Source organism: Lysobacter oculi (assembly GCF_003293695.1).
Taxonomy (GTDB): domain Bacteria; phylum Pseudomonadota; class Gammaproteobacteria; order Xanthomonadales; family Xanthomonadaceae; genus Solilutibacter; species Solilutibacter oculi.
The window spans coordinates 537,377-553,640 of sequence record NZ_CP029556.1 but is presented as its reverse complement, the minus strand read 5'-3'; the positions used below and the strand labels follow the sequence as shown (position 1 = coordinate 553,640).

General features: G+C 66.5%; 13 protein-coding genes. 7 read left to right on the top strand and 6 right to left on the bottom strand.

The genetic code is table 11. From position 1 onward, the window contains the following. The first annotated feature begins 43 nt into the window (after positions 1-43). Both DCD74_RS02625 and DCD74_RS02620 read left to right on the top strand, forming a co-directional pair. Positions 44-1,192, top strand: coding sequence for a glycosyltransferase family 4 protein (locus tag DCD74_RS02625; RefSeq protein WP_112925952.1), 1,149 nt, complete (start codon positions 44-46; stop codon positions 1,190-1,192). After that, positions 1,176-1,772 carry a phosphatase PAP2 family protein gene (locus DCD74_RS02620; RefSeq protein WP_112925951.1) on the top strand — a complete coding sequence of 199 codons (597 nt, stop codon included), beginning with the start codon at positions 1,176-1,178 and terminating at the stop codon, positions 1,770-1,772. Before DCD74_RS02625 ends, DCD74_RS02620 begins: the two co-directional genes overlap by 17 nt. Before the next feature lie 17 nt (positions 1,773-1,789). On the opposite strand, the gene DCD74_RS02615 is transcribed toward DCD74_RS02620, so the two are convergent. The 4 genes from DCD74_RS02615 to creB all read right to left on the bottom strand — a co-directional run bounded on the left by DCD74_RS02615 (position 1,790) and on the right by creB (position 6,390). Next, positions 1,790-2,698 (bottom strand): carbon-nitrogen hydrolase family protein, encoded by a 909-nt coding sequence (locus DCD74_RS02615; RefSeq protein WP_112925950.1) that lies wholly within the window; start codon positions 2,696-2,698, stop codon positions 1,790-1,792. Positions 2,699-2,761: 63 nt separating this feature from the next. After that, a complete protein-coding gene (gene creD, locus DCD74_RS02610) occupies positions 2,762-4,177 on the bottom strand; it encodes a cell envelope integrity protein CreD (protein ID WP_112925949.1) in 1,416 nt (471 codons plus the stop codon). Positions 4,178-4,276: 99 nt separating this feature from the next. Continuing rightward, the gene (gene creC, locus DCD74_RS02605) at positions 4,277-5,713 is read right to left on the bottom strand and encodes a two-component system sensor histidine kinase CreC (RefSeq protein WP_112925948.1); all 1,437 of its coding nucleotides are present in this window, start codon (positions 5,711-5,713) and stop codon (positions 4,277-4,279) included. Continuing rightward, positions 5,710-6,390 (bottom strand): two-component system response regulator CreB, encoded by a 681-nt coding sequence (gene creB / locus DCD74_RS02600; protein WP_112925947.1) that lies wholly within the window; start codon positions 6,388-6,390, stop codon positions 5,710-5,712. The genes creC and creB overlap by 4 nt, the downstream gene beginning before the upstream one ends. A 69-nt stretch (positions 6,391-6,459) precedes the next feature. Between creB and DCD74_RS02595 the strand changes: the two genes are divergently transcribed. After that, positions 6,460-7,314, top strand: a complete 855-nt coding sequence (locus DCD74_RS02595; protein ID WP_112925946.1) for a 23S rRNA (adenine(2030)-N(6))-methyltransferase RlmJ — start codon at positions 6,460-6,462, stop codon at positions 7,312-7,314. 71 nt (positions 7,315-7,385) lie between these two features. Continuing rightward, the gene (locus tag DCD74_RS02590; RefSeq protein WP_112925945.1) at positions 7,386-8,327 is read left to right on the top strand and encodes a DUF808 domain-containing protein; all 942 of its coding nucleotides are present in this window, start codon (positions 7,386-7,388) and stop codon (positions 8,325-8,327) included. Positions 8,328-8,348: 21 nt separating this feature from the next. Here the strand turns inward: DCD74_RS02590 and DCD74_RS02585 are convergent, their stop codons facing one another. After that, positions 8,349-8,609, bottom strand: coding sequence for an MmcQ/YjbR family DNA-binding protein (locus tag DCD74_RS02585; RefSeq protein ID WP_112925944.1), 261 nt, complete (start codon positions 8,607-8,609; stop codon positions 8,349-8,351). Between the two features lie 126 nt (positions 8,610-8,735). On the opposite strand from DCD74_RS02585, the gene DCD74_RS02580 reads away from it, so the two are divergent. Continuing rightward, positions 8,736-9,305: a GNAT family N-acetyltransferase gene (locus tag DCD74_RS02580; RefSeq protein WP_112925943.1), complete on the top strand. Its 570-nt coding sequence runs from the start codon at positions 8,736-8,738 to the stop codon at positions 9,303-9,305. A gap of 39 nt (positions 9,306-9,344) precedes the next feature. Then, positions 9,345-12,818, top strand: coding sequence for a transcription-repair coupling factor (gene mfd / locus DCD74_RS02575; protein ID WP_112927623.1), 3,474 nt, complete (start codon positions 9,345-9,347; stop codon positions 12,816-12,818). Here mfd and DCD74_RS02570 read toward each other — a convergent pair whose 3' ends face one another. Further along, positions 12,819-13,796 carry an integron integrase gene (locus tag DCD74_RS02570; RefSeq protein WP_112925942.1) on the bottom strand — a complete coding sequence of 326 codons (978 nt, stop codon included), beginning with the start codon at positions 13,794-13,796 and terminating at the stop codon, positions 12,819-12,821. A gap of 1,612 nt (positions 13,797-15,408) precedes the next feature. Here DCD74_RS02570 and aph(3')-XV point away from each other — a divergent pair. After that, positions 15,409-16,203: an aminoglycoside O-phosphotransferase APH(3')-XV gene (aph(3')-XV, locus tag DCD74_RS02565; RefSeq protein WP_112925941.1), complete on the top strand. Its 795-nt coding sequence runs from the start codon at positions 15,409-15,411 to the stop codon at positions 16,201-16,203. Positions 16,204-16,264: the final 61 nt, after the last annotated feature.

Below are 16,264 nucleotides of genomic sequence, written 5' to 3'. Positions count from 1 at the left end.
GGCTTCGCATCCTGAGCCTGTCGACCTGCAGCTGGAGCCCGCGATGCGCTACTGCATCGTCACCGAAACCTACCCGCCCGAGGTCAATGGCGTCGCCCTGACCGTGCAGGGGCTGGAACGCGGCCTGCGCGCTCGTGGCCATGATGTCGATGTGGTGCGACCGCGCCAGGCCAGCGACACGGCCGCCGCCGAGCCACACGAAACCCTGGTCTCCGGCGCGCAGATTCCCCGCTATCCCGGCATGCGCTTCGGCTTCCCCGCCGCACGGATGCTGCGCAGGCTGTGGAAGGAGAAGCGCCCGGATGCGATCTACGTCGCCACCGAAGGCCCGCTGGGCTGGTCGGCGATGAAGGTGGCGGCGGAACTCGGCATCCCCAGCTCGTCCGGCTTCCACACCCGTTTCGACGAATACATGCGCGATTACGGCGTCGGTTTCCTGCAGCCGCTGGCGGTGCGCTGGATGCGCCGCTTCCACAACACCTCGTCGGCGACCATCGTGCCGACCTGCGAGCTGATGGAATTCCTGCAGGGCATCGGCTTCGACAAGGTCACCCACATGCCGCGCGCGGTGGACACGCAGATGTTCAATCCCGGGCGGCGCGATGACGCGCTGCGTGCCGAATGGGGCGTGGGCTCGGACGATCTCGCGGTGATCTACGTCGGCCGCATCGCCGCCGAGAAAAACCTGCCGCTGTCGGTGCGTGCCTTCCGCGAACTGCAGAAGCTGCGCCCGGACGCGAAATACATCTGGGTCGGCGACGGCCCGGAACGCGCGGCCCTGGCGCGCGACAACCCGGACTTCATCTTCCGCGGCATCCAGCGCGGCGAGGACTGCGCGCGGCATTACGCCAGCGCCGACCTGTTCCCGTTCTCCAGCCATTCCGAGACCTTCGGCAACGTCACCATCGAGGCGATGGCCAGCGGCATCGCCACCGTCGCCTTCCGCTATGGCGCGGCGAAGGAGCACCTGAAAGACGGCGTGCATGGCGCCTGCATCGAAGGCCGCGACGACGATGCCTTCGTCCGCGCGGTCTGCCGCATCGGCAGCGATAACGACGCACGACGCGACATGGGCCGCAACGCGCGCGAGGCGATCTCGCGCCTGCAGCCGGAGCGCGTGGCCGCCGACTTTGACGAAATCCTGCAACGGATAGCCGGCATCGAGGTGAACCACTATGCGAGCGCTGCCTGACCCGCGACATCCCACGCTTCCCCGCGCCGGTACGCTGCCGCGCCGCCGCCGCCGCTTCACCCGCCACGAAGGCCGCTGGTGCCGACGCGCCAACGGGCTTGGCGCATTCCGTGGCTCGCGCGCCTATTTCGCCGCGATCAGCCGGCTCGGCGATGGCGTGTTCTGGTATGTGCTGATGGCCGCGATGGTGGTGTTCGACGGCTTCGACGGCCTGCGTGCATCGGCGCACCTGGCCGCGGTCGGCGTGGCCTCACTGCTGCTCTACAAGGGCCTGAAACGCTGGACGCGGCGCCCACGCCCGTTCGCCGCCGACCGCCACATCCGGGCCTGGGTCGCGCCGCTGGACGAGTTCAGTTTCCCCTCCGGCCACACGCTGCACGCGGTCGCGTTCACGCTGGTGGCGCTGGCCTACTACCCGCAGCTGGCCTGGCTGCTGATTCCGTTCACCGCCAGCGTCGCGCTCTCGCGCGTGGTGCTGGGCCTGCACTACCCCAGCGACGTGCTGGCGGCGACCGGCATTGGCAGCGTGCTGGCGCTGGCCTCGCTGTGGCTGGTGCCGGGCGCATCACTGCTGGTGTAGGCGCTCGCCGCGCGGTTTTACGCCACGCGCTTCACTTCCGCATCCGGGCCTGCTTCCAGCCGCGCGCGCTGGATGGTGGGGAAGTATTGCGATGCCCAGTCGCGGTCATTCGCCACCTCCGCCACGGCGCGGCTCGCTTCCAGTGCCGCGAAATCCAGATCGGCGATGGCCCAATGCCGGCGCGGGCCGGTCTCCACGATCATCCCGTCCTGCGGCAGGCCCACATCCATCGGCGCGATGAGCGCGGCTTCGCCCACGCCTTCGCCCAGCCACGGTGACCACGACGCATCGCCCGACAGCGCGGCCTGCGCGACGAAGCACCGGTTCTCCAGCGCCCGCGCCAGGCAACCGACGCGCAGGCGGCTGGCATCGGCCACGCTGCCGCCCGCACCAGGCACCAGCAGCAGCCGCGCGCCGGCTTCGCATTGCGCCCGCACCGGCAGCGGGAATTCGCAGTCGTAGCCCACCGCGATGCCGGCCCGCACGCCTTCGACATCGAACACCTTGAGCGCATCGCCGGACGCGATCACGCCGAGCCGCTTCTCGAACGCGGTCAGCCGCAGCTTGTCCTGCCAGAGATGCCGGCCATCCGGCGCGAACAGATGGCTGCGGTTGCGGAAGCGCCCGCCGCCCACATCGACCATGAAGCTGCCGGCGTTGATGTGCAGCCGCAGCGACATCGCCAGCTGCGAGAACAGCGCTATCCAGTCCTCGTGGAAGGCCTGCAGCACGAGGAGTGATGCATGCGGATCGCCGCGGGTCGCGTCATCCAGCATCCCCGCCAGTTCCAGCGACAGGTATTCCGGCAGCACCACGAGGTCGGCACCGGCGGACTGGGCTTCGGCGAGCAATGCGTATTGCTTGTCGGCGAAAGCGCTGAAATCGCGCGGCGCGGTGAGCGGGTAACGACAGGCGGCGACTTTCATCGCGGACACTCCGGAATAGGTGGAAGAAGGAAGCGGGCGGCATGGCACCACCCGCTGCATGCATCAGTCCGCCTGCGGGCGCGGCAGCGGTGGCGCGATGCGAGTGCCGCCCAGCGCGTACCAGTCCACCTTGCGCGTCGCCACCATGATCGCGGCGAGGATGGCGAACAGCAGCCCGGCACCGACCGCGAGCGCGTTGTCCTCCAGCACCAGCAGGCCGTAGAGCGCGGCGTAGAGCATCGCCAACATGCCGGCGAAGGCCATGCCGCGCGCGCGACTCTTCAGCACCGCGCTCAGATAGAAGCCGATCAGCCCGATGCAGGCCACCGCCGCGATGACGTAGGACCAGCCGAACGCGATGTGCTCCGACAGGCTCACCAGCAGCAGGAAGAAGATGGCGATCGCCAAGCCGACCAGCGCGTACTGGATGGGATGCACCGCGACCTGCTTGATCAGTTCGAACATGAAGAAGCCGACGAAGGTCAGCACCACGAACAGCACGCCGTACTTGGTGGCGCGGTCGGCCTGCAGATAGGGGTTGATCGGGTCGAGCAGCGAGACCTGCGCGATATCGCTGCCGTTGGCCATCCACTCGCCCTGCGTCCACAGCTGCTGCGCGTTGGTCGCCAGCGCATCCACCTGCCAGTGCGCTTCGAAGCCATCCGGGCGGATGTCATGGCGCGGCAGCAGGCCGCTGAAGCTCGGGTGCGGCCACGCGGAGCGCAGGCGCAGATCGTTGCTCGCGCCCACCGGCAGCACCGCGAAGCGCTCGGTGCCGGCCAGGTTCAGCGCCAACCGGGTGTCGAACTTCAGCACCTGGCCCGCCTGCGCCTGTTCCAGCCGCACGTGCAGGCCGGGACCGTTGGCGGTGTTGACCATCGCACCGGCAGGCACCGCACTCACCCGGTCCGTGTCGGAGGGCGTGTCCACCTTGATCATCGTCGCTGACACGCCACTGCCCTGTTCGGCCCGCACGCGCTGCCCGGCGACCTCGATCACCGGCGTGCCGCGCAGGCCGCGCACGTCGCTGATGCCCCACGACAGGAACGGCTTCCCGACCACCCGCTCGCTGCCGGCCGGCGCGTCATCGGGAATGCGCGCGTTGAACGCGGCCTTCAACTCGCCCTGCCATTCGTAGATGCGCACCGCGTGCAGGCCGCGCTTGCGCACGTCCGGCGCCAGCTTGCCGTCCGCCTGCAGCGTGGACGGGAATAAATTCCAGTGCCCTTCGCGCCGCTCGCTCACCGCACGCGTGCCGCCCGCGCCGTCCTGCACCTGCCGCACCAGCACTTCGGTGTACGGCACCACCAGCACCGGCCCGGCCAGCACCTGCGCGCGCCCGATGTTGGCAGCGATGTCGGCCACCGCCTCGTCGCGATAACGCTGGCGCTCGGAAATCACCCCGCGCACCATCATCAACGGCACCAGGATGGCCAGCGTCATCGCCCCGACCATCGCGATCTTCAACCACAGCTTCATGCTCCGCTCCCACTTTTCCTTGAGGACGCGGCCAGCGTGGCGTGCGGATGTGGGAGGACGATGCGGCTTCGGTGAAGCGGCGGTGAAGCGTGGCGTTTCTCAGGCCGCCGGCAGCGACAACGTGGCGAGCGCACCGCCCGCATCGATGTTGCGAAGCGCGGCCTCGCCGCCGTGCAGGGCCGCGACTTCCGCCACGAACGAGAGCCCCAGCCCGCTGCTGCGGCTGCCGCCATCCGGGCGCGCCAGCGAATAGAAACGCTCGAACACGCGGTCGCGTGCGTAGTCCGGCACGCCGCGGCCGTGGTCACGGATGTCGATGTCGATGCGGTCGCTCTCGCGTCGCGCGGCGATCTCCACTTCGCCGCCCACCGGCGAGAACGCAATGGCGTTGTCGATGAAGTTGCCCAGCGCCTGCCGCAGCAGGAAGCCGTCGCCTTCCACCATCAGGGCGTCATCGACCGGGCGCAGCTGCAGCCGCACGTTCGCCGCCTGCGCCCGCGATGCGGCATCACCCGCCGCCTCGCCCAGCAGATCCGCAACGGCCAGGCGGCGTGGCGATTCGATCCGCTGCCGGTGCTCCACCGCCGCCAGCGCCAGCAGCTTGTCGACCATCTGCGCCAGCCGGTCACCCTGCTCGCGGATGATCCCGACGAAGCGCGCGCGTTCGTCCTCGCGCATGGTGCCGGCATCGTCATCCAAGAGTTCCGCGCTGCCGCGGATCGCCGCCAGTGGCGACTTCAATTCATGCGTCAGCGCGTGGACGTATTCCTCCACGTACTGCTTGCCTTCCAGCTTCTCGCGCATCGTCGCCAGCGCACGGCCCAGTTCGCCGAATTCGCCATGCGCCTTCGGCGGCGTGGCACGCTCGCCGCGCGTCACCGCATCGGCATAGCGGCGCAGGCGCCCGAGCTGGCTGCTGATCCACCACGCCACCGCGATGCCCACCACCAGCGCCGCCACCAGCAGGCCGATGCCGGCATCGCGCACCTTGCGCTGGCTGCGCTCGATGAACGGCGCCACGGTACGGTTGGGCTTGGCCACGGTCAGCACGCCAATGATCCGGCCACCGTCCAGGATCGGCGCCGCCACATGCATCACCGAGTGCTGCGTGTCACCCGGCGTCTCCGGGCTGGAACGCGCGCCGTATTCGCCGGCTAGCGTGCGCGCCACATCGTTCCATCTGGAATTGTCGCGGCCGATGTCGCGGCCCTCGCTGTCGTAGACCACGATGCCGCGCGCGTCGGTCACGCTGATGCGGTAAGCGGTGCGCCGCTTGTCGAAGCCGTAGATCGCCGCGCCCACGTCGCGGTGCTGGTTGGAGGCGACGGCGGCGGCGAAGCGCCCGTCGGCCAGCCGCCCGGCTTTCATGTCGTCGGCGGCCAGTTCCGCCAGCAGGTTGGCGGTGTCGATGAGCGTGTCTTCCATCGCCTGCCGCACACCCGGCTTGATCTGCTGCACGAAGACCTGGGCCAGCAGCACGCCGATCAGCGCGACGATGGCGAAGTAGCCCAGCAGGACGCGCAGCCCGACCCTCATCCGCCGACGTCCAGCGAATAGCCCAGCCCACGATGGGTGTGGATGGGATCCGCCGCCGCATCCACCTCGCGCAGCTTGGCGCGCACCGTCTTGACGTGGGTGTCCACGGTGCGGTCGCCGCTGTCCAGCGCATCGCCCCAGACGCGGTCCATCAACTGCGCGCGGGTCAGCACCGCGCCGGGCCGCAGCAGCAGCGCTGCGAGCAGGCCATATTCGTAACGGGTCAGGTCGAGCACATGCTGGTCGAAGCGGATGCGGTGGCCGGCTTCGTCCACGCCGAAGCGTCCGTGCACGCGCCAGCCTTCCGCCACCGGCGCCGAGACCCGACGCAGCCGCGCACGCACCCGCGCCACCAGCTCGCGCGGCGAGAACGGCTTCGGCACATAGTCATCGCCGCCCAGCTCCAGGCCGAGCACGCGATCGACCTCGCCATCGCGCGCGGTCAGAAAGATCACCGGCACTTCCGACTCCGCACGCAGCGCGCGACAGACTTCGAAGCCGCTGGCATCGGGCAATCCCACATCCAGAATCAGCAGGTCGATGCCGCCGCGCCGCAGCCTCGGCAGCACTTCGCCGCCCAGCATCACGTGTTCGGCCTGCCAGCCTTCCGCACGCAGCGCGTACAGCACGGTCTGGGCGATGGCTGACTCGTCTTCGGCAAGCAGGATCGTCGGCATGGCCGCATCCTAACCGCGCCATCGGGCCCGCATGTGTGGCCAATGCGAAGTCGGTGCGAGAATGCGGCGATGAACTATCGCCACGGTTTCCATGCCGGCAACCACGCCGACGTGCTCAAGCATGTCGTGCTGCTCGCTCTCTGCGACGCGCTGACCAGCAAGCCCGCGCCCTGTTTCGCGCTGGACACACATGCCGGTCGCGGCCTGTACGCGCTCTCAGGCGACGAGGCCACGCGCACCGGCGAGTCCGAAGGCGGCATCGCCAGGCTGGCGCCGGGGCTGGACCCGCTGCTCGACCGTTACCTGGCCGCCGTGGCCGCCTGCCGCGCGCAGCATGGGGATGATGCCTATCCCGGCTCGCCCTGGCTGCTGGCCCATGCGCTGCGTGCCGAAGACCGCATCGCCGCCTGCGAACTGCAGCCGGGCGAAGCCGAAGCATTGAAGGCCGTCCTGACGCGTGATCCCCGCATCGCCGTGCACGAACGCGATGGCTACGCGGCGATGAAGGCGCTGCTGCCGCCCAAGGCCGGCGCCACCCGGCTCAATCGCGGCCTCGTCCTCATCGACCCGCCGTACGAGGCGCAGCTGGCCGAATTCGACACCGCGCTCGCCGCCATCCGCGATGGCCTGACCCGCTGGCCGCAGGGCATGGTCGCACTCTGGTACCCGATCAAGCTGGGCCGTGCGCTGGCGTCGTTCCATCGTCGTGCCGCCACGGTGCCGGCCAGGTCGGCGCTGCGCATCGAGCTGATGGTGCGGCGGGACGACTCGCCGCTGCGCATGAACGGCAGCGGCCTGCTGGTCTTGAACGCGCCCTGGCAGTTCGATGCGGCGCTGGCGCAACCGCTGCGCATCCTCGCCCGGATGCTGGGCGAAGACGGCCACGGCCGCGCCCACGTCGAGTGGCTGCGCGCGCCGGCCTGAGCCGCGCCACCACGCGCCCATCGCGCGGCCGCGTGCGAGAATCGCCCACCTTCCGCGCAGATCGCACTCCCATGGCTTCGAGCTTCTTCGCCCTCTTCGACGACATCGCCACCCTGCTCGACGACATCTCGGTGATGACCAAGGTCGCCACCAAGAAGACCGCCGGCGTGCTGGGCGACGACCTTGCCCTGAACGCGCAACAGGTCAGCGGCATCCAGGCCGACCGCGAGCTACCGGTGGTCTGGGCGGTGGCCAAGGGCTCGATGGTGAACAAGGCGATCCTGGTGCCGGCGGCTCTGGCCATCGCCGCGCTGGAGAAGTGGTTGCACGGCCAGGGCATCAACATCCCGCTGATCACGCCGCTGCTGATGATCGGCGGCGCATTCCTCTGCTATGAAGGCGTGGAGAAGCTGGCTCACCGCTTCCTGCACCGCCCGGCCGACGACGAGGCGCACCACGCCGAGCGTATCCACGCCGTGCAGGACGAAAACGTGGACATGGTTGCCTTCGAAAAGGACAAGATCAAAGGCGCCATCCGCACCGATTTCATCCTGTCGGCCGAAATCATCGTGATTTCGCTCGGCACCGTGGCCAACGTGCCGTTCATGAAGCAGCTCGCGGTGCTGGTGGCGATCGCGCTGATCATGACGGTCGGCGTGTACGGACTGGTCGCCGGCATCGTCAAGCTCGACGACCTGGGCCTGCGCCTCAACCGCGAAGGCGCCGGCAATTTCACCCGCGCGCTCGGCCGCGGCATCCTGGCCTTCGCGCCCAAGCTGATGAAGTTCCTGTCCTGGGCGGGTACCGCGGCCATGTTCCTGGTCGGTGGCGGCATCCTGGTCCACGGCATCCCGGCCCTGCACCACATGGCCGAGGCGGCGCACCGCATGACCCCGGGCTGGCTGTGGCAAAACCTGTTCAACGCCGGCGTCGGCATCGCCGCGGGCGCGGTGATCGTGGCCGTGGTGACCGGCATCCGCAGAATGCGCGGGCTGCCGGCCATCGCCCACTGACCGTCATCCACCCAAACGCGGTCAGGCGCTGTCGATGTCGCGCTGGGTCTTCTTCGGCAGCTTGGCCTTGATTAATGCGTAACTGGTGCGGATGGCGGCCATCAGCTCGGCGTCCGGCAGGGCCTTCAGGTCGTTCAGCAACACCCAGCGGGCCCGGGCCAGGTAGGGTGCCGGCTTGATCCCGGGGCGGTGGGTCAGGGCGAGGAAGTCCTCGTCCGGCACCTTGAAGCACGGGCCGGTGCTGGCATCGTCGGGCAACACGCAGAGCATCTTGCCGCCCATCTACCAGACCCGGTCATGGCCATTTAATGTCTTCGGTCACGCCGGATCACGCCAGCAGGGCCTTGCGCAGTTTCGCGGCGGTCATGTGCAACGCCCTGTTCACGGATTTCGTGGCAGGATAAATGCATGGTTGCCCGTAATCGACTCCCCCCCTGGCATGAATCCATCCAGCTGGCCAATGGCCGCGAGGTGCTGATCCGACCGATCCGCCCCGAGGACGCCGCGCCGCTGCAGGCCTCATTCGTGCTGCTGGAGCCGGACGAGATCCGCAACCGCTACCTGCACACCGTGCAGGAGCTCTCCGACGAGGAAGTCGAACGCCTCACCCACCCCGATCCGCGCACCGAATTCGCGCTGGTCGCAGCCGAACCCTATCCGGCCGGCGAAGCGCTGATCGGCGCGGTCGGCCGCGTCTTCCTGATCGAAGGGACGTCGGATGCCGAATTCTCGATCCTTGTCAGCAAATACATCCGCGCCATGGGCCTGGGCCGCCACCTGATCCTGCGCCTGGTGCGCTGGGCCCGCGGCCAGAAGGTCGAACGGCTCTTCGGCGACGTACTCGACCAGAACCAGCCGATGCTCTCGCTCTGCGAATCCCTGGGCTTCATCCGCCAGCAGGACCAGGACACGCCGGGCCTGTTCCGGGTGATGCTGGACCTGCGCGAGAAACACCCGGACGAAGACACCGAGGCCTGAGCCATCCGGTCGCTGCTTTAAACTGGGCGGCTCATGTCGTTGCCCACCCCCGATTTCCGCCCCTTCCTGCCCCGCGCCGGCCATGCCCGCGCCTGGTGGCGTGCGCCCGGCACCCGTTCCGGCCTGGCCTGGGCCATCCTGCAAGCGGCCCGCGCGCATGACGGCCCGCTGCTGGTGGTCGCGGCCGACAGCCCGCAGGCGCACCAGCTGGAATCCGACCTCCGCACCCTGCTCGGCGCCACGCCCGCGCTGCCGCTGCTGCCCTTCCCGGACTGGGAAACCCTGCCCTACGACAGTTTCAGCCCGCATCCGGACATCGTCTCGCAGCGGCTGGCCACGCTCCACGCCCTGCCCGCGCAACGCCGCGGCATCGTCATCGTGCCGGTGCAGACCCTGCTGCAGCGGCTGGCGCCGGTCTCGCACGTGGTCGGTGGCAGCTTCGACTACCGCACCGGCGCACGGCTGGATTTCGATGCCGAGAAGCGGCGGCTGGAGTCCGCCGGCTACCGCAACTTGCCGCAGGTGCTCGACCCCGGCGATTTCGCGGTGCGCGGCGGGCTGCTCGACGTCTATCCGATGGGCACCGACACGCCTTACCGCATCGAACTGTTCGATGAGGAAATCGACTCGATCCGCGCCTTCGATCCGGAAAGCCAGCGCTCCGGCGAACGCGTCGATGCCGTCCGCCTGCTGCCCGGCCGCGAAGTGCCGATGGACGAGGCCTCGCGCGAACGGGCGATGGCCGCGCTGCGCGACGACGCCGGCATCGACACCCGCCGCTCCGCCCTCTACCAGGACCTGAAGAACGGCCACGCGCCGGCCGGCATCGAAGCCTGGCTGCCGCTGTTCTTCGCGCCCGACCGCAACGGCCAGCGCACCGCGACCCTGTTCGACTACCTGCCCGAGCGCGCCCTGCCGCTGCTCTGCGAAGGCGTCAACGAGGCCGCCGACAAGTTCTGGCTGCAGACCGGCGAGCGCTACGAGCAGCGCCGCCACGATCCCGAACGCCCGCTGCTGCCGCCCGATGCGCTCTACCTGACGCCGGTCGCGCTGCGCGAACGCCTCAACGAAGGCCAGCGTGTCGAAGTCTGCGGCAGCGGCCACCCGCGACATGGCGATGCGTCGATGCTCGGCGTGCAGGCGGTGCCCAACCTGCCGCTGGCCGAGCACCACGCGGAACCGGCTTCCGCGCTGAAGTCGTTCCTGCGCAGCTTCGGGGGCCAGGTGGTCATCGCCGCCGAATCCGCCGGCCGCCGCGAGGCGCTGCTGGAAGTGCTCTCCGCCGCCGCACTCAAGCCGCAGGTGGCGCCCGCGCTGGATGACGCCGCCGACACCTTCGCCATCACCGTCGCCCCGCTCGATGACGGCTTCGCCACCGATGTGCCGCTGCGCGCCATCCTCACCGAACGCCAGCTCTTCCCCGAACGCGCCGCGCAGCCACGCCGCCGCAAGCGCGCCGGCCGCGAGCCGGAAGCGATCATCCGCGACCTCGGTGAACTCACCGAAGGCGCGCCGATCGTCCACGAGGATCACGGCGTCGGTCGCTACCGCGGCCTGATCACGCTCGAAGCCGGCGGCGAGAAGGGCGAGTACCTCGACATCGAATACGCCAAGGGCGACCGCCTGTACGTGCCGGTCGCGCAGCTGCAACTGGTGTCGCGCTACTCCGGCGCGTCGCCCGAGACCGCGCCGCTGCATTCGCTCGGCGGCGAGCAATGGACCAAGGCGAAGAAGAAGGCCGCCGAGAAGGTCCGCGATGTCGCCGCCGAACTGCTGGAAATCCAGGCCAAGCGACGCGCCCGCGCCGGCATCGCCATCGATGTCGACCGCGCGATGTACGAGCCCTTCGCCGCCAGCTTCCCGTTCGAGGAAACGCCGGACCAGCACGCGGCGATCGAAGCCGTCATCCGCGACCTGTCGTCATCGCAACCGATGGACCGCGTGGTCTGCGGCGATGTCGGCTTCGGCAAGACCGAGGTCGCCGTGCGCGCCGCCTTCGTCACCGCCACCGCCGGCAAGCAGGTCGCCGTGCTGGTGCCGACCACGTTGCTCGCCGAGCAGCATTACCGCACGCTTCGCGACCGCTTCGCCGACTGGCCATTGAAGGTGGAAGTGCTGTCGCGCTTCAAGTCGAAGAAGGACACGCTCGCGGCATTGGAGAAAGTCGAGCGCGGCGAGATCGACGTCATCGTCGGTACCCACAAGCTGCTGCAGCCCGACGTGCGCTTCAAGGACCTCGGCCTGGTCATCGTCGACGAGGAACAACGCTTCGGCGTGCGCCACAAGGAAGCGCTGAAAGCGCTGCGCGCCAACGTGCACCTGCTCACGCTCACCGCCACGCCGATCCCGCGCACCTTGAACATGGCGATGGCCGGCCTGCGCGATCTCTCGATCATCGCCACGCCGCCGGCCAACCGCCTCGCGGTGCAGACCTTCGTCACCCCGTGGGATGGCGCCTTGCTGCGCGAAGCCTTCCAGCGCGAACTCTCGCGCGGCGGCCAGCTCTACTTCCTGCACAACGACCTTGAAAGCATCGTGCGGATGAAGCGCGAGCTGGAAGAGATGGTGCCCGAGGCACGCATCGGCATCGCCCACGGCCAGATGCCCGAGCGCGAGCTGGAACAGGTGATGCTCGACTTCCACCGCCAGCGCTACAACGTGCTGCTGGCATCGACCATCATCGAATCCGGCATCGACATCCCCAACGCCAACACCATCATCATCAACCGCGCTGACAAATTCGGCCTGGCCCAGCTGCACCAGCTGCGCGGACGCGTCGGCCGCTCGCACCATCGCGCCTACGCCTACCTCGTCATCCCCGACCGCCGCTCGATCACCGAGGATGCGCGGAAGCGGCTGGACGCAATCAGTTCGATGGACGAACTCGGCGCCGGCTTCACCCTCGCCACCCATGATCTGGAGATCCGCGGTGCCGGCGAACTGCTCGGCGAGGAACAGAGCGGGCAGATGACCGAAGTCGGTTTCTCGCTCTATACCGAGCTGCTGGAACGCGCGGTCAAGTCGATCAGGCAGGGCAAGCTGCCCGATGCCGATGGCCAGTCGCAGCGTGGTGCCGAAGTCGAGCTGCACGCGCCGGCGCTGATCCCCGACGATTACCTGCCCGACGTCCACACGCGGCTCACGCTTTACAAGCGCATCAGCGCCGCCCGCGACGTCGATGCCCTGCGCGAACTGCAGGTGGAGATGATCGACCGCTTCGGCCTGCTGCCCGACGCGACGAAGAACCTGTTCGCCATCGCCGAACTCAAGCAGGAAGCGACCGCGCTCGGCATCCGCAAGCTGGAAATCGGCGAGAAGAACGGCCGGCTGCAGTTCGTCGCCCAACCCGACATCGACCCGATGGCGATCATCCGTATGATCCAGAGCCAGCCCAAGCGCTACCAGATGGATGGCGGCGACAAGTTGCGGCTCAACAACCTGGATCTGCCGGATGTCGCTTCGCGCATGCAACTCGCGCGTGGCGTGTTCGCGCTGCTGAAGATTTCGTCCTGATCAGAGCCGGTCGAAGGGACTGAGGATGCCACCCGCCCCACGCCCAAGGACGTGCGTGTAGATCTGCGTGGTCGACAGGTCCTTGTGGCCGAGCAGTTCCTGCACAGTACGGATGTCGTGCCCGGCTTCGAGCAGATGCGTCGCGAAGGAATGGCGCAAGGTGTGGCAGGTCGCGGGCTTGAGGATCCCGGCCCTGGTGCGCGCATTCTTCACCGCGCGTTGCAAGATCCCCTCGTCCACGTGATGACGCCGCACCATCCCCGAAGCCGGATCGCGCGACGGCTTGGCCGCCGGAAACACGTACTGCCAACCGAGCTCGCGATCGGCGTTGAGATACTTCCGCGCCAACGCCATCGGCAACCACACCCGGCCCAGTCCGCGCGCCAGATCATGCGCATGCAGCAAGCGCGCGCGCTCGATGGCGTGCTCCAGCGGCTCACGCAGCTTCTGCGGCAAGGGCACGCGACGATCCTTCGCACCCTTGCCATCGCGCACCAGGATTTCCTTGCGATCGAAATCCACATCCTTGATGCGCAGGCGCACGCACTCCATCAAGCGCATACCGGTGCCGTACATCAGCGCCGCCATCAACCACGGCTGGCCATCCATCATCATCAACAGGCGCTGCAGCTCGTCCATCGACAGCACCACCGGGATGCGCCGCGAACGCTTGGCCCGCACGATCTTGTCCATCCACGGCAGGTCCTGCTTGAGGATGTCGCGATAGAGGAACAGCAGCGCCGCCAACGCCTGGTTCTGGGTCGATGCGGAAACCTGGGCCTTCGACGCCAGCCGCGTGAGATAGGCCTCGACCTCGTCACCCCCCAGATGCCGCGGATGCCGACGCCCATTGGCGATGACGAACCGGCGTATCCACCCGACATAGGCCTGCTCGGTGCGCTTGCTGTAGTGCAGCGCGTGCAGGCGGGCACGTACCTGATCGAGGAGACCGGTTTGGAATTCCTCGGCTTCGCGCATCAACCGGCCGTGATCTGCGTTGCGGGCGGGGAGGAAGTCGGCTCCACTTTGTGCGTTCATCGTGGCCTTCCGGCCTGGAGGTGACCCTGCAGCCTCCGGGGCCCTCACAGGCGAACGGCCTGTCTTGCTCAAAGATCCGGGAGGAGCGGCGCCGTAATCCTCTTCGTCTTCCTTCAAAACGCCGGCACCCGTAGCACTACGAGACGGATACCTGATGGTTACAGCCCTGCTTTTGGGTCCCAATTCCATTACATCCGCTCCATGACGCATAACGCGGAGCATCACATCTTGAGATGGAACGAAATTTAGGGAAAACTCCCGGCGTCGGATAGGATTCAGTGCGATAGGTGGATCGTCGCTGCTGCGCTATCCCGTCCATTTAAAATATATTAGGCGTTAGACCGGCGTTGATAGGTCAACGGTTTAATGCCGCAGAGCGATAAATCGCACCGCTCTAATGCGCACCTGCTTCGCACGTGCAGAGCCAAAAGCCCAAACCACAGATCATCGCACTCGACAATGTTCGCGCCCGCCTCTTCGCTCGCGGTTCCGGACGCTAGACCGGGTCAATGCGATCTTTAGCTGCACAACGGCAAAGGCCGCCGCGATGCGGAAAAGCACGAGAATTCAAGACTGCAATGCACACGCTCGCCGGTCTAACAATTCGTTCAAGCCGACGCCGCTTCGTGGCCCGGCCTTTTGTGCTAGCTTCTAGCACAACGCCGTGCCACTACGCAGCGCGGCTTAACTCAGGCGTTAGGGCGCAGAAGTGAGGATGCCGCGATCCATAGTTCTTACTGCCGGGGCGCTACTCGCGGTTGAAGGCGTAGTTGGAATTGCGGCTCCTGAGCAATTTCGTTCCCTGGTTGGCTGGCTACAAAGCCCTCCTGCTTGGCCAATGAGCGTAGTAGCACGTGCAATTCTTGGCATGCTTTTTCTGACTGCTCCATCAACGGTTCGCTCGCCTAACACGATACGGCTCGTCGGCGCTGTTACTTTGGCAGGTGCGGGAGTTGGTCTCTTTGTGACCGGAATCCCGTCTTTGCCACACATATCATTGTGGCGCTTACCAGCGGCGGCGTTAGCGGTCGCGGGTATTCTTGTCATGTGGGCGTGCGGGTCTAAACGTCTTGCGCCCTAACAATTCGTTCAAGCCGACGCTGCTTCGTGGCAAGGCCTTTTTGTGCTAGCTTCTAGCACAACGCCGTGCCACTACGCAGCGCGGCTTAACTCAGGCGTTAGGCTGCAGTGCCGATTATCTCGGCCTCTCATTAAACAGCCACAGCGAAAGCCGTGAGGGTTTGCCCACGGCAATTCCGGATCAAGAGCAATCGACTGAATTGAGCGCGACCTGCTACAAAAGCGTTGCTGCGCTGCGGTCAAGCGCGCTTGGACGCGAGCTTGCAGCGCTTTTGTAGTCGCGCGTTCCTTCAGACTCTGCGTCGGCAGCAAGCGCGGCCAGCATCGCGCGGTGAACGGGGAACAGCGTCATCAGCGCCTAACAGGTCGTTCAAGCCGACGTTGCTTCGTGGCCGCGCTTGCGGGTAGGCTTGCAGCCTAACCCGCCGCTTGCCACTACGCACCGCGGCTTAACTCCAGGCGTTAGACCGCTATGACAGTCGCCCTCGACGAAGTATCTGAACTAAAGAATTTGCTTTCACCCTTGTTGGATGAATGCACTTTTGAAGAAGTTGAGTATGGTCAGTCAGATGCTCGAGTGATTCGAGTTCTATTTCCTGATCGCAATACCGCGTATCTAAAGTACGCCTCCGGATCTTCTGCTCAAGAAATTCATCAAGAGCATCAGCGCACTAGATGGCTCAGAACACGAGCTCTCGTACCGGAAGTGATCTCATATGTCTCGACTTCAACTGTCACCATCCTGTTGACAAAAGCATTGATTGGCCACAATGCCGCTGACGCCGCAGATGCAGATCCAGTTATTGTTGTTGCAGAGATGGCACGAGCGTTACGCGACCTCCATTCGATCTCGCCTGACGATTGCCCATTCGACGAAAGGCTCCACCTGCGACTGAAGCTGGCTTCGGGCCGTTTGGAAGCCGGGTTAGTTGATGAGGAGGACTTTGATCACGCAAGGCAAGGCATGCTGGCGCGGGATGTTTACGAGCAACTTTTTATACAAATGCCTGGAGCGGAGCAGCTGGTAGTCACACATGGCGACGCCTGTCCCGAGAACTTCATCTTCCAAGGTAATGCCTTCGTCGGCTTCATAGACTGCGGTCGGGTCGGGCTTGCCGATAAGTATCAAGACCTGGCGCTTGCATCGAGAAACATTGACGCGGTATTTGGACCAGAACTCACTAACCAGTTCTTCATCGAGTATGGAGAGCCAAATCCGAACATAGCTAAGATTGAGTACTACCGGATCTTGGATGAGTTCTTCTAAGCGCGGTCTAACAATTCGTTCAAGCCGAGATCGCTTCGCGGCCGCGGAGTTGTTCTGTAAA